Origin of the sequence: Gelidibacter sp. (assembly GCF_035515035.1) — a bacterium.
Lineage (GTDB): Bacteria > Bacteroidota > Bacteroidia > Flavobacteriales > Flavobacteriaceae > Gelidibacter.
This window is the reverse complement of the sequence record NZ_DATJCA010000155.1, coordinates 40,949-55,083: the sequence shown is the minus strand read 5'-3', so window position 1 is coordinate 55,083 and position 14,135 is coordinate 40,949. Positions and strand designations below refer to the sequence as shown.

At 37.4% G+C, this 14,135-nt stretch carries 14 protein-coding genes; 5 read left to right on the top strand and 9 right to left on the bottom strand.

The window, feature by feature from the left end; translation table 11 throughout:
- Positions 1 to 411: leucyl/phenylalanyl-tRNA--protein transferase (aat, locus tag VLZ86_RS12985; RefSeq protein ID WP_325452010.1), on the top strand; the 411-nt coding region annotated here is incomplete at its 5' end.
- Positions 412 to 777: 366 nt separating this feature from the next.
- On the opposite strand, the gene VLZ86_RS12980 is transcribed toward aat, so the two are convergent.
- Entirely contained in the window at positions 778 to 1,344 is a 567-nt protein-coding gene (locus VLZ86_RS12980) for a DNA-3-methyladenine glycosylase I (RefSeq protein WP_325452008.1), read from the bottom strand.
- An 89-nt stretch (positions 1,345 to 1,433) separates the two neighbouring features.
- Between VLZ86_RS12980 and VLZ86_RS12975 the strand changes: the two genes are divergently transcribed.
- The gene (locus VLZ86_RS12975; RefSeq protein WP_325452006.1) at positions 1,434 to 2,057 is read left to right on the top strand and encodes a thioredoxin family protein; all 624 of its coding nucleotides are present in this window, start codon (positions 1,434 to 1,436) and stop codon (positions 2,055 to 2,057) included.
- A gap of 102 nt (positions 2,058 to 2,159) precedes the next feature.
- Here VLZ86_RS12975 and VLZ86_RS12970 read toward each other — a convergent pair whose 3' ends face one another.
- The 5 genes from VLZ86_RS12970 to VLZ86_RS12950 form a co-directional block, all read right to left on the bottom strand.
- A complete protein-coding gene (locus VLZ86_RS12970; RefSeq protein ID WP_325452004.1) occupies positions 2,160 to 2,945 on the bottom strand; it encodes an energy transducer TonB in 786 nt (261 codons plus the stop codon).
- Positions 2,946 to 3,354: 409 nt separating this feature from the next.
- Positions 3,355 to 4,050, bottom strand: a complete 696-nt coding sequence (truB, locus tag VLZ86_RS12965; RefSeq protein ID WP_325452002.1) for a tRNA pseudouridine(55) synthase TruB — start codon at positions 4,048 to 4,050, stop codon at positions 3,355 to 3,357.
- A complete protein-coding gene (locus VLZ86_RS12960) occupies positions 4,043 to 4,924 on the bottom strand; it encodes an undecaprenyl-diphosphate phosphatase (RefSeq protein ID WP_325452000.1) in 882 nt (293 codons plus the stop codon). Before VLZ86_RS12960 ends, truB begins: the two co-directional genes overlap by 8 nt.
- Before the next feature lie 72 nt (positions 4,925 to 4,996).
- Positions 4,997 to 5,266, bottom strand: coding sequence for a DUF3098 domain-containing protein (locus VLZ86_RS12955; protein WP_325451998.1), 270 nt, complete (start codon positions 5,264 to 5,266; stop codon positions 4,997 to 4,999).
- A gap of 224 nt (positions 5,267 to 5,490) precedes the next feature.
- Positions 5,491 to 6,369: a cell division protein FtsX gene (locus tag VLZ86_RS12950; RefSeq protein WP_325451996.1), complete on the bottom strand. Its 879-nt coding sequence runs from the start codon at positions 6,367 to 6,369 to the stop codon at positions 5,491 to 5,493.
- A gap of 137 nt (positions 6,370 to 6,506) precedes the next feature.
- On the opposite strand from VLZ86_RS12950, the gene VLZ86_RS12945 reads away from it, so the two are divergent.
- Positions 6,507 to 9,575, top strand: coding sequence for a leucine--tRNA ligase (locus VLZ86_RS12945; RefSeq protein WP_325451994.1), 3,069 nt, complete (start codon positions 6,507 to 6,509; stop codon positions 9,573 to 9,575).
- Between the two features lie 131 nt (positions 9,576 to 9,706).
- Positions 9,707 to 10,414 carry a zinc metallopeptidase gene (locus tag VLZ86_RS12940; protein WP_325451992.1) on the top strand — a complete coding sequence of 236 codons (708 nt, stop codon included), beginning with the start codon at positions 9,707 to 9,709 and terminating at the stop codon, positions 10,412 to 10,414.
- Positions 10,415 to 10,501: 87 nt separating this feature from the next.
- Here VLZ86_RS12940 and VLZ86_RS12935 read toward each other — a convergent pair whose 3' ends face one another.
- Positions 10,502 to 11,017, bottom strand: coding sequence for a hypothetical protein (locus VLZ86_RS12935; RefSeq protein WP_325451990.1), 516 nt, complete (start codon positions 11,015 to 11,017; stop codon positions 10,502 to 10,504).
- Between the two features lie 326 nt (positions 11,018 to 11,343).
- On the opposite strand from VLZ86_RS12935, the gene VLZ86_RS12930 reads away from it, so the two are divergent.
- Positions 11,344 to 12,066 (top strand): Bax inhibitor-1 family protein, encoded by a 723-nt coding sequence (locus VLZ86_RS12930; protein WP_325451989.1) that lies wholly within the window; start codon positions 11,344 to 11,346, stop codon positions 12,064 to 12,066.
- Positions 12,067 to 12,135: 69 nt separating this feature from the next.
- Here the strand turns inward: VLZ86_RS12930 and VLZ86_RS12925 are convergent, their stop codons facing one another.
- On the bottom strand, positions 12,136 to 12,606 hold the full coding sequence (locus VLZ86_RS12925) for an Lrp/AsnC ligand binding domain-containing protein (protein WP_325452015.1): 471 nt from the start codon (positions 12,604 to 12,606) through the stop codon (positions 12,136 to 12,138).
- Between the two features lie 164 nt (positions 12,607 to 12,770).
- Positions 12,771 to 14,135, bottom strand: a complete 1,365-nt coding sequence (locus VLZ86_RS12920; RefSeq protein WP_325451987.1) for a saccharopine dehydrogenase family protein — start codon at positions 14,133 to 14,135, stop codon at positions 12,771 to 12,773.

The following is a 14,135-nucleotide window of genomic DNA, read 5'->3' as shown; positions in this document are numbered from 1 at the left end:
CAAATCCTACGAAATAAAAAGTTCACCGTCACCGTCAATAAAGATTTTAATGCAGTAATTTCAGAATGCTCAAAGGCCAAACGAGAAGGGCAGGCTGGAACTTGGATTACAGATGAAATGATTAAAGCGTATATCCAACTTCATCATTTGGGTTATGCCACCTCTGTTGAGGTCTGGCAAAATGATATTCTGGTAGGTGGCCTATACGGAATTGATCTGGGCAATGGTGTTTTTTGTGGTGAGAGTATGTTCACAAAAGTAAGTAACGCGAGCAAAGTCGCTTTTATTACCTTTATTCAAAACACCAACTACAAGCTTATAGATTGTCAGGTTTATACCAATCATTTGGCAAGTTTGGGTGCTGAAGAAATGGAACGAAGTATATTTTTGGAATATTTGAGGGAGCGTTAATTTTTAAAATTCCCTATCTTCCGACAGGCAGGAAAATTCCAAATTCCAAATTCCAATTTTGCGTCAATTTTAATTCATAAATCTTTTTAGTCTTTTGTGAAACTTTGTGCCTCCTTCGTGGACCTTTGTGGAATACATGTTTTTCATAAATCGAATTGTAATCATCAATCGCCAAACTTTTTGTAAAACAATAATGGTTATTTCACAAAAGACACAAAGAAGTCACAAAAAGCACAAAGAAGTTCGATAAACCTTTGTGGAATGCCTATTAATCGTTAATCGTTAATCGTTAATCGTTAATCGTTAATCGTGATTTAACCAATGTGGAAATTTTAAACTCTAAACTCTAAACTCTGAACCCTGAACTTATGGAATTTCTCCGTATCTAAAACAATCCACCTCATGATCATTGACCATTCCAACAGCCTGCATATAGGCATACATCACCGTAGAGCCCACAAATTTAAAACCTCGTTTTTTTAAATTTTTGCTCAACGCATCACTTTGGGCTGTTGTAGGAGCTGCTTCTTTGTAGTTTATAACTCTGTTTTTAATAGGTTTACCACCTACAAATCCCCAAATATAATTGGAGAAAGATCCAAATTCTTCCTGAACTTTTATAAAGAGCTGTGCATTGGTAACCGTAGCGTGGACTTTTAATTTATTTCTGATTATGCCTGCATCTTGAATTAGACTATCTATTTTATCTTGATTATAACCTGCTATTTTCTCATAATCGAACGCATCAAATGCAGTCCTGAAATTTTCGCGTTTGCGTAAAATGGTAATCCAACTCAATCCTGCCTGAAAAGTTTCCAAAACCAAAAACTCAAAAAGAGTAGCATCGTCTTTAACCGGAACTCCCCATTCTTTATCGTGATATAACTCATAAAGGGCATCGCCTTCGCACCAACCGCATCTTTGTTTTTCCATTGTCTAAGATAATTTGATTAGAATCACTAATGTAACCAGGGTTACCCAATAACACATAAAATAGGGTTAAATTTGCAAAAAATATATTTATGGATACTATCACACACAACAAATTAAAAAAAATCATTAAAGAAAGCTTGAACAACAGTATGTCATATAAAGAATACAGATTGTTAATGGCAGATTTAATTAAAAACCAAGCCACCACTGGATTGGATAAAAGTCTTGATTTGGTTGCTTATACGGTTTTGAACGAACAACGTATGAAACGTTGGGATAAAACCATTAAGGTTCCAGTAGAAGCTCAAGAAAAAATAAAGTCATACAAAGGAGATGTTACCTGGTTGGTACTTACTGAAAGTTGGTGCGGCGATGCGGCACACGTGATTCCTGTTATCAATAAAATCGCAGAACTGAACTCCAATATCGATTTGAAATTAGTTTTACGCGATGAGAATGATGCACTTATGCAACAGTTTTTGACCAATGGAGGAAAATCAATTCCTAAGTTGATCATGATAGATAAGGGATCAGGAGAGGTTCTTGGAACTTTTGGTCCACGACCTGATGCAGCTACTCAATTGGTAAATGATTACTTAGCTGAACACGGTATGATTACTGAGGAATTTAAGGAAATCTTACAAGGGTGGTACAATAAAGATAAAGGTCAAAATACGATTTCAGATTTGTTGAAACTTATGAAAATTTCCTAAAAAGAAGCCGAAGATAAATTCTGGAATCGTACAATTTAGGAAGTTGACCTTCACTTTGAAACGGTCAGAATTATGATAAAATATTAAAGGGAGGGGCTAATTTTAGTTCTTCCCTTTAAAATGATAGGTAATAGAACCAATCTGCTTGGCCTTGGCTGCATCAGGGCTAAAACGTGCCTCATTGGCATACTGCAAGGCACTTTCAATTAGGCAGGCGTTTTTTGAGGTGGAAGAGGTGTTGACATAAGCATCAATGACTTCGCCGAAATTATTTACGGAAATATTAATGACTATTGTCCCGCTTTCTTCACAGAGATATACCGGAGGCGGTAAATGTTTGTCTTTCCGGTTGACTAAACTGTAAGAAACACTGCTATTGGTGTTCAATGCAGAATTATTTGATAAGTTATTAGTACTATTGTTGCCCGTTGATTTGGCCGATTGACGCTTTTGAGCTGACCGCATAGCAATGACGTTATTGATCTTACTATAGGATGACAGTTCGTTTTCATTGAGGGAGTAATCTTCTGCTACAGGGTTATTTTCTACATCCGTAACTTCCTCTGGGGTTTCAGAATCCTCGGTTTCTGTTTTTTTTGCATTCTTATCAAAATCGTCTGAATTGACCGTTTTGAAATTCTTCATAATCTCCTTAAACTCGTTCTCCGAATTATAGGCCTTATTGGTTTCTGAAATATTAGGATCGCTTAATGCCAACTCCTCTAGAATTTTCTGCTCCTCTGGTGTTAGAGGTGGCGGCAGTTCATAATAGCTTTCCGCCATGGCTTCAGTTTGCTGTTTGATGCCAAGTGCAAACATAGCAAGCACTAAGGTGCCACTGATTAAAATGGTAAGTATTAAAGCTTTATGTTTATCTATAAATTCCAAAAATTCGTTTTTTAATGATTTACAATGATGTTGTGCACCAATATATACGTCAAATTAAGTAAAAAAGTTTTAAAACACCATGAATTCAAGAAAAACTGATACACTTGAAAGTTTCTCTTGTTGTTTGTATCCGAAGCGTTTTCTATAAATCCAGACCTCTTAACCATGAATTTTAAAATTCGCATTAAATGCTCTGTACCAATTCCTTATTGTAAATGGATCTTTTTTCAGAACTTTCTCCAGTGGTAAAAGTTTTCTTTATCACCTTGTAAAAAAAAGCGTCGTGAAATCGATAAGTTTATAATTATATACCAAATTTCAGGTTGTAAAATATAATTCTTGTCACAACTACTTAATGTTAATGTAGCTACGGGAGCGTCTCCATCAACTGGTATTACTTCATCAAAAACTATTCCGAAGGAAGGGATTTAATAAACTCTTCAACGCCTACGGCATTATCAACATTAAAATCGCCAATTTTAGTCCGTCTCAAAGCCGATAAATGCGCACCCGAATTAAGCGCTTTTCCAAAATCATTAGCTAAGGACCGAATATAAGTGCCTTTACTACAGATCACCCTGAAGTTGACCTCTAGATTGTTGATTCGTGTGATTTCAAATTCTGAAATGTGCACTTGTCTAGAAGGAATATCCACGGCTTCTCCAGCTCGAGCAAATTCATATAGGCGTTTGCCATCCTTTTTTAGTGCGGAAAATACAGGTGGAAATTGAGCGATTTCTCCAATAAATTGCTGGGTAGCATTGCGGATTAATTCCTCAGTCAAATGTTCAGTGGGATAGATTTGATCGATTTCAGTTTCTAAATCGTAAGATGGTGTTGAACTTCCTAAAACAAAAGTGCCCGTATATTCTTTGATTTGTGCTTGAAAACTATCAATATTTTTGGTCATTTTTCCTGTGCAGATCACCAATAAGCCTGTAGCCAAAGGATCTAAAGTTCCGGCATGACCAACTTTGATTTTTTTAATCTTGAAGGCACGACGTATTTCCCAACGCAGTTTGTTCACCACTTGAAAGGAGGTCCAATGCAATGGTTTGTCAATTAAAAGAACTTTTCCTTCCTGAAAATTTTCTACTTTAATCATTTGTAGACTGTTGTATCGAAGTTATTTCAGAACTATTTTGATCCTGAATTTCGTTTTGTGGAACATTCCAGAAATACACTAATAAAATTATGCCAATCACAATTCTGTACCACCCCCAAGCTTTAAAACCATATTTGGTTAGGAAAGCAATGAAAAATTTAATAGCAATCATGGCCACCACAAATGCAACCACATTGCCAATTATAAACAGCATGATGTGAAATTGATCTTGCAAAATCATTTCGTAGCCTTTCATTTCATTTGTGGTTCCTTTTCCCCAGGTTTTTACAAATATTGAATATACGGTCACGGCTGCCATTGTTGGTACAGCCAGGAAAAATGAAAATTCCGCCGACGCTTTTCTGCTCAATCCTTGCGACATTCCGCCAATAATTGATGCTGCAGAGCGGCTCGTTCCAGGCATCATGGCTAAACACTGCCAAAAACCAATGATCAGTGCTTTTTTTCTAGGAATGTCTTTTTCGTCTAAAATTTTTGGATTTTGAAACCATTTATCTGCAAAGATCAATACAAACCCACCCAAAATCAATACGCTCGAAATGGCAATTTGATTTCCTAATACCGATTCGATTGCATCATCAAACAAATAACCTAAAACCAATGCAGGAAGTACTGCAATGACTAATTTGAGATAAAAGTTGAGATTGGAAAAATCGAAAAACTTTTTCCAGTATAAGACAACCACTGATAAAATGGCGCCAAACTGAATGGAAACCTGAAACATTTTTAAAAACTCCCCTTCAGGTAAACCCATTAAAGCTGCCGTAAAGCCCATGTGTGCTGTAGAAGAAATAGGTAAATACTCAGTCAGGCCTTCAATAATGGCTATAATAATAGCGTCAATTAAATTCATAGAATAATTAATTATCAAGATGCAAACCTAAATACCGAAAATGGCAATAGGCGTGACATTAGAATTTGGAATTTAAGATTTGGAGTTTTGATTTTTGTTTGGATCCAATAAAATGGCATAAACCTGAACGCCAAAACCTATTAACACCAAAGTTGGTGCTAAACGAATGCGTCTCCAATTAAAAATTTCAGGATTGAAAACATTTGGGTCGTCACTACCGCCACCGGACATCAATATAAATCCCAATGCGATAATACCCAGACCTATGAGCATAAATTTGTAGTTTTTCTTGCCAAAAATAAAATTGTTATTAGCGCTTTCTTTTCGATTTTTTTCTTTCATGACGATTGCAATAATAATAGGCTGCAAATTAACGGTTTTATTTAAACCTTTTCGTTAATAGTATCTAAATACTTGGGATTTGCTGACGATTTGGAATGATTTTAAAAATTTTGGACCGCTTGGGGCTACTCGCTCCACTTAAAGTTTTGTCCACTCTTAACACCAAAACTATCTTTGTTTTTTATATCGAAAACGGTCGCGATTTAAGCAATCAAAATGAACCATTAATAATATAAGGCATCCGTTTTCAGGTTCAAGAAACGTTGTGTGGCAATAAATGTACTGATCCAAGTAATGAGAATTCCCAATAGGAAAATCGCCAAAAACAAACCGCCAATCAATATGGGGTTGGAGAGTAGTTGTAATTCCGCAAACGTTTCATTGAGATAATAGAGCACGATGCCCATTCCAATTAAGGCGATAATGGCACCAATAACTCCCAATTGTACACTTTTATAAACAAAAGGCCTGCGGATAAAACTTTTGGTGGCACCTACCATCTGCATGGTTTTAATGATAAATCGCTTGGAGTACACTGCCAAACGGATCGAGCTGTTGATCAGTAAAACCGCAATCAGTGTAAAGATCGCACTGATGACCAAAACCCAAAAGGTGATTTTTTTGACGTTGTCGTTCATCAATTCCACCAAATCATTATCATACCTAATTTCTTCGATAAATTTCTTCGTAGACAATTCCTCGGTGATGGATGCCAGAGTTTCAGTGGTTACATAATCGGCTTTCAAATGAACGTCAATAGAATTTTGAAGTGGATTATAGCCCACAAAATCCATAAAGTCCTCGCCAGTTTCTGCTTTCATAGATTCGGCCGCTGCTTCTTTAGAAACATATTCCGTGCTTTTGGTGTATTCTGCCATTGCCAGACTTTTTTCAAGCTGCTTGACTTCAACTTCTTTTGCAGAATCGTTTAGATAAATGGTCACGACCACTTGCTCTTTAAAATGGTCGGCAACTTTTTTGGCATTTAATACCAAAAGTCCTAAACAGCCCAATAAGAAAAGGACCAAGGCAATACTGATAACCACAGAAAAGTAAGACGAAATTAGCTTCCGTTTTTGATATCTGTCAAAAGATGAACTCATAGAATTTTAGTTGAAGTTGTAAAAATATGAAAGAAATCTAATCTGTTAAGGTTTACAACGTTTAAACTTTCAACATTGTTATAATAAGTTTAAATTTGCAGGCTGAATAATGCGAGAGATCAACGATACCAAGTTATATGTACTACAATTTTAACGAGATAGAAAAAAAATGGCAAGACTTTTGGGCGAAAAACCAAACCTTCAAAGCCGAAAATAACAGTGATAAACCAAAATATTATGTTTTGGACATGTTCCCTTACCCCAGCGGGGCGGGACTCCATGTAGGACATCCGTTAGGTTATATTGCCAGCGATATTTATTCCCGTTACAAACGTCACAAAGGTTTTAATGTGTTGCATCCTCAAGGTTATGACAGTTTTGGTTTGCCTGCAGAGCAGTATGCCATTCAAACAGGGCAACACCCAGCGGTCACTACTGAAGAAAACATCAAAACCTATCGACGACAGTTGGATCAAATCGGGTTTTCATTCGATTGGAGCAGGGAAGTACGGACGTCAGATCCGTCGTACTATAAATGGACCCAATGGATTTTTATCCAATTGTTCGAGTCTTGGTATAATAATACATCTAATAAAGCTGAATCGATTGATACGTTGACTGCAATTTTTGCTTCCGAAGGAAATGCCAAAGTTGATGCAGTTTGTGACGACCATATCGAAACATTTTCAGCATCAGATTGGACTGCTTTCTCGTCAGAAAAACAACAAGAAATTCTTTTAAAATATAGATTAACCTATTTGGCAGAAACTGAAGTCAATTGGTGCCCTGCTTTAGGAACCGTTTTAGCCAATGACGAAATTGTCAATGGTGTTTCAGAACGTGGTGGCCATTCAGTAATCAGGAAGAAAATGACCCAATGGAGTATGCGAATTTCTGCCTATGCCGAACGCTTACTTCAAGGTTTGAATGATATTGACTGGACGGAATCTCTCAAAGAAAGCCAGCGTAACTGGATTGGAAAGTCGATTGGAGCTCAAGTTGAGTTCCGAGTTCAGGATTCCGAGTTCAAGATTCCGGTTTTTACGACGCGTCCCGACACTATTTTCGGAGTTTCTTTTATGACACTTGCACCAGAACACGATTTAGTTTCGCAGATTACCACTCCATTGCACAAATCAGAAGTTGAAGCTTATATACAGTCGACTGCCAAACGAAGTGAACGCGACCGTATGTCCGACGTCAAAACCATTACTGGTGTATTTACAGGTGCCTATGCCGAACATCCCTTCTCAAAAGAACCTATCCCAATTTGGATTGGTGATTATGTTTTGGCGGGCTACGGTACAGGTGCAGTGATGTCTGTGCCGTGTGGCGACCAACGTGATTATGATTTTGCAAAACACTTCAACATTCCAATTCCTAATATTTTTGAAGGCATTGACATTTCTGAAGAAGCCTATGCATCCAAAGACAATGTGGTCATTGCAAATTCTGATTTTTTAAACGGTTTATCGTATAAAGAAGCTACCAAAAAAGTCATTTTAGAACTTGAGAAATTAGGTCAAGGTGAAGGAAAAATCAATTACCGATTGCGTGATGCGGTTTTCTCCCGTCAGCGTTATTGGGGTGAGCCATTCCCAGTGTATTATGTAAACGGAATGCCACAAATGATTGATAAAAAACATTTACCAATCCGATTGCCAGAAGTAGAAAAATATTTGCCAACTGAATCCGGAGAACCACCTTTAGGACGCGCCGATGTTTGGGCATGGGACGTTGAACAGTCTTCAGTGGTCAGTAATGAGTTGATTGATCATAAAACGGTTTTTCCTCTTGAGTTGAACACCATGCCGGGTTGGGCGGGAAGTTCTTGGTATTTCTTCAGATATATGGACGCTCAGAATGATGAAGCATTTGCCAGTGAGGAAGCTTTAGAATATTGGAAAGACGTCGATTTATACATTGGCGGAAGCGAACACGCCACAGGCCATCTACTTTATTCTCGTTTTTGGGTGAAGTTTTTGAAAGACAGAGGTTTTGTCAATATCGAAGAACCTTTTAAAAAGCTGATCAACCAAGGAATGATTTTGGGGACGAGTGCCTTGAGTTTAAGGGTAGAATCCATCATGATTTCTAAAGCTAATTGGGACAATCCTAAGGTGACTTCTGAAGGTATAATTGAAATTATAAGGCCCAAATCTGAAACATATATAACTGACACATTAAGCGGAGTTGGACCTTACTTAGATTCTAAAGGGATTAAGAATGTTAATAGTGCGGAACATAGGAGTCTTTATAAGGCGTATTATTCAAAAATCAGTGAACTTGTTCCTAATTCCGAATACTTAAATCCGGATAAATATCTTGTAACAATCTCAATTCTCCCTATAAGAGTTAAAGTAGAATATGTGAATGCTTCCGATGAATTAGATATTCACGGATTGAAAAATGATAAAGAATTTGGCGAAGATTATAAAAATGCCATTTTCATAGGTGAGAGTGGAAAGATTATTCAATCTGGAGAAGAAACAAGAGAAACTTTTAAAGTGACTCGCGAAGTCGAAAAAATGTCCAAATCCAAATACAACGTCGTCAATCCAGATGCCATTTGTGAACAATACGGCGCTGACAGTTTGCGCATGTACGAAATGTTCCTTGGACCGTTGGAACAAGCCAAACCATGGAATACCGCAGGGATTTCAGGGGTTAACGGTTTCCTCAAAAAACTTTGGAAATTGTATATGGGCGACAACGGTTTAAATGTGACGGATGTTGAACCTACAGCAGAGGCCTTAAAAACCCTCCACAAAACCATTAAAAAAGTTGAAGAAGATATTGAAAGCTTTTCATTCAATACTTCAGTTTCCACATTTATGATTGCCGTAAACGAATTGACAACTCAAAAATGTAACAGTAAAGAAATTTTGGAGCCTTTGTTGATTCTATTATCACCTTATGCGCCACATATCGCAGAAGAATTGTGGAGCCAATTGGGGAACAAGGAATCCATTTCTGATGCAGCATTTCCCGAATTTGATGCGAAGCATTTGGTAGAAAGCAGTAAGAAATATCCAATTTCCTTCAACGGTAAAGTTAAATTTACATTAGAATTGCCAATGGATATGACTAAAGAAGATATCGAAAAAGCAGTGATGGCACATGAGAAAACCATGGCACAATTGGAGGGGCGCACGCCTAAAAAAGTGATTGTGGTTCCTGGTAAGATTGTAAATATTGTTGGTTAACTAAGTGTTTAGTTTAAATCACCTCTGGGTCAATGATAAAAATGAAAGTTTTACAAGAACTGACAAATTTACCTATTGTCAAATTGGCTTACTTTTTGTTATCTTTATTTAGAATTTAAAAAAAAATCAATATGGGAGGAATAGGTATGGGCTATTGGATTTTAATTGGAGGCATCGCGCTGGTAAGCTGGCTGGTGAGCAATCAATTAAAACAGAAATTTAAAAAATACTCACAAGTACATTTAAGAAATGGCATGAGTGGGAAAGAAATTGCCGAAAAAATGTTGGCGGATAATGGCATTAGCGATGTGGAAGTTATCTCTGTAAAAGGACAATTAACCGATCATTACAACCCGGCAAATAAAACCGTTAACTTAAGTGAGTCTGTATATTCACAACGGAACGCCGCTGCTGCTGCAGTTGCTGCCCACGAATGTGGTCATGCGGTGCAACATGCCCAAGCGTATAGTGCCTTAAAAATGCGCTCGGCTTTAGTTCCGGTGGTAAGTGTAACTTCAGGAATGTCTCAGTGGTTAGTCATTGGAGGTTTGGTTCTTGGTGCGGCTGCTGGTGGTGGCTTTGGTTACTATATTGCAATTGCCGGATTAATATTCATGGGTTTTGCAACCTTATTCAGTTTTATCACCTTACCTGTAGAATATGATGCGAGTAATAGAGCATTGGCTTGGTTAAAAGGGAAAAACATGCTGACTCCAGAAGAATACAAAGGATCTGAAGATGCGCTTAAATGGGCTGCAAGAACCTATTTGGTTGCTGCTATTGGGGCTTTGGCTTCGTTGTTATACTGGGCAATGCAAGTCTTTGGCGGAAGAGATTAAAGTTTAATACAATTCAAAAAATATAAAAACCGAATTTGCCTTAATCAGGTGAAATTCGGTTTTTCATTTTTAATAATTTAATCATTCTTATTTCAGAAATTCAAGATCATTAAAAGAGCCCTTCATCGTAATGGAATTGGTGCCATCGATGGTAGAGGCTACAACATTGAACTCCCCAGAAATTAAACTTTTTTGCGAATTTGAAGGGTGTTCTCGGTTGTTGGTGATTTTTAACGTGCCGCTTTGTGAAAAATACTGCACTGATGGTTGGTTGTCTTTAATTTCAATATAAGTTCTAAACTTATCCGAATCCACATCTCCCATCTGTTTAACGGTGCCGGTTTTAAAGCCGCCACTACTGTTCAAAAATAAAGTCATCTGTTTGCCATTTTTGTCGGCGATACTAAATTTTAAAGTATTGCCGTTGGTGCCCTTTACCACATCATAAAATCCAAGTTGGAAATGGTAATTGGAAAATGGAGCGCCATTAATGGTAGCGTGGAATTCGGGACCTTCAGAAGGATCGTTTTTAACATCATCACTACTGCAGGACATAATGATTATTGAAAAAAACAGGACGTAAATAATGCGTAGGCTTTTCATAATGTAGGTTTTAAATTAGACAAAAACATAGTTTCCCGGAAAAAGAACACTTTTTTTAGGTTGATTTGGGCTTGTGTTCTAAAATCTCGGTGTCTCAGAATCGAGACTAAAGTAGGGAATTTTTTTAAAGCTTTAACGATTGGTTTATTTTTTGGTGTTCTATTGCTTAAAATGTTTTAGATACTGTGGGCAAAAAAAAATAGTCAAGGGTTTTAGTATATAACTGAGGTGAATGTTTGAATCTTTATAAGATAAGCTTAGGTACCATGCCGTTGTTTGCAAAATTATTTTCGCTATTTTTATCCTTTAACTTAACACATCTAATTATGGAACAACCTACTGAAACCCCTTTTAATAGTTTTGACACCAAATTATTGGTACATACCTCTGATGCAGAGCGTGTAGATTTTTATAAGAAAACCTATGGCCATGTTGCTGCTGGTGTTTTGGTCTTTATTATTTTTGAATATTTACTATTGCAGAGCGAAACCGTGGTCAATTTTGCCTTGTCAATGACTAACGGGTATAAATGGTTGATCATGTTGGGAGGCTTTATGTTTATTACAAGTTATGCCGAAAGAATGGCCATGAAATCCCCAGACAAGAACAAGCAGTATTTAGCTTTCGGTCTTTATATTTTGGCACAAGCTTTTATTTTTGTGCCTTTAATTTATATTGCGGCCTTTTATATGGATTCCGGTCCTGAGATTTTAAATCAGGCGGCTATTGTAACCTTGGCGTTGTTTACGGGTTTGTCTGCGGTGGTATTTTTAACCAAAAAGGACTTTTCATTTCTTAGAACGGGTCTGACCGTCGGCTTTTTTATAGCTATCGGATTGATTGTTGCCGGAATATTATTCGGATTTAACTTAGGATTATGGTTTTCAGTAGGCATGTGCCTTTTGGCGGGTGGCTCTATTTTGTACCAAACCTCAAATCTCGTCAACAAATATTCTACTGATGATTACATTCCTGCGGCATTGGGATTGTTCGCATCTTTAATGTTGTTGTTTTGGTATGTCCTTCAAATATTTATGTCTCGCGATTGATTCAATCTAAGACCTATAAAAAAAACTCCTGATGATTTCAGGAGTTTTTTGTTTTGGAACACAGCCTATTTATATTTGAATCTGTCGATCAATTTGCTGATTTAAGGAAATAAAAGTTTCAGTTCTCGACACGCCAGCTATAGATTGTATTTCCTTATTGAGCAAATGCATCAAGTGTTCATTGTCCTTGCAAAGGATTTTTATTAGAATACTCCAGTTTCCCGTAGTGTAATGGCATTCCAATACCTCAGGGATTTTTTGAAGCTGCTTAACCGCTTCAGGGTTGCTCATGGCTTTGTCCAAATAAATGCCCACAAAAGCCATAGTGGTGTAGCCCAATATTTTCGGATTAATAACAAATTTGGACCCTGAAATCAATCCTGATTTTTCCAATTTCCGCAAACGTTGGTGTATGGCAGCACCAGAAATGCCGACATTTCTGGCGATTTCCAGGATAGGCGTTCTTGCATCGGCCATCAACGCACGGAGAATCTTTTTATCGATTCCATCAATTTGAATATTTTGATTGACTATTTTCATATTCATTCCTCGCGAGAGCGGAGATCTCATAAATTTATATATTGATTTGTAAAATCCGACTCTAGACATCAAGCTTTTAAACTCGATTTTTGTACGGCATACTGTTTTATTCTGATCCTTTAGAAGTTTTTATTCTTTTTAAATTTTGAATATGAGATTTCCCACTAGACGTTTAAAGGATTATACCCTAAATAAGGCACTTCCTTTTCAGTGAATATGATATCAAAATCCTCCAGTTCTTTTAAAATAGGAACATAGACCTCTTTTGTTATTGGAATTTGAACCCCAGGCGTAGTGATTTTTTCATTTAAAATAGCCAAAGTTGCAATAGCTACCGGAAGTCCCACCGTTTTGGCCATTGCAGTGTAAGTTTGATCCTCGCCCATAGTAACCATGGTGGAATCAATTTGGTACATTTTGTCATTTAGCTTATAACCAAATTTATGGTACATAACAATCATGTCCTTCTCATGTTCTTCTAGCATCCAACTGTCCATTAAAATCTTTTGAAGTATCTCCGCAGGTGTGGCTTTTTTGAGCCCGACCATCTTGGTACTGTTGAAAAGATCAAGCTCTTCAAGTTTTTCCCAGACAATATCATCTTGATCAATTTTGAGTGACAACCTGAATTTAAGCTCGACTGAATCGGTATGGCTATAAGGTAAAAAGGCGTTTACAAAATCGCGATAGCTCATGTTCTCACTATCGTCAATGGTATAACTGTCATCTGTCATCCCTAATTGAACAAAGATATTCCACGCACGACTAAAACCAACGCGACGCATTGTACCTCGGTATAGGGTTTTAATTTGGTCCAAGCCATAGGCGCTTTGGTATTTTAGGGAATCTCTATTGGCATACGCCTCAAAGCGTCCATAGCCATCTACATCCAAGAATTCAGTTCTTCTGAACAAACGGTGATAAGGGATGTATTTATAGTTGCCTTCCTGAATAAATTTTGCCGCACTGCCTTGTCCGGCCACTACCACATTTCTTGGGTTCCAAGTGAATTTATAATTCCACAAATTATTGTCACTTTCGGGTGCAACCAATCCGCCAGCAAAAGATTCAAAGAGGACCATTTTACCACCTTTTGCCCTTATTTTGTCTATAACTTTCATAGCGCTCATATGGTCGATACCTGGGTCTACGCCAATTTCATTCATAAAGACTAAGCCTTTATTTTTTGCTGCTGTATCAAGATCTTCCATCTCCTTGCTCACGTAAGAAGCGGTGACCAAGTTTTTGCCGAGCGTAATACAGTCTCGGGCTACTTCAATATGGTATCTTGCCGGAAGCATTGACACAACAATATCAGCATTTTCTATGGCCTGTTTACGAGATTGGTGGTTGAAAACGTCTAGGGTAATCGCATGGCCGTGTTCGTGGTCCTTGATGAGTTTTTGAGCAATGCGAAGGTCTATATCCCCTACAATAATGTGTAAATCCTCTTCCTCTGATTTGTCCAATAAATATTTAATTAAATAGGATGAAGATTTTCCTGAACCTATGACTAGAATCTTTCGCAT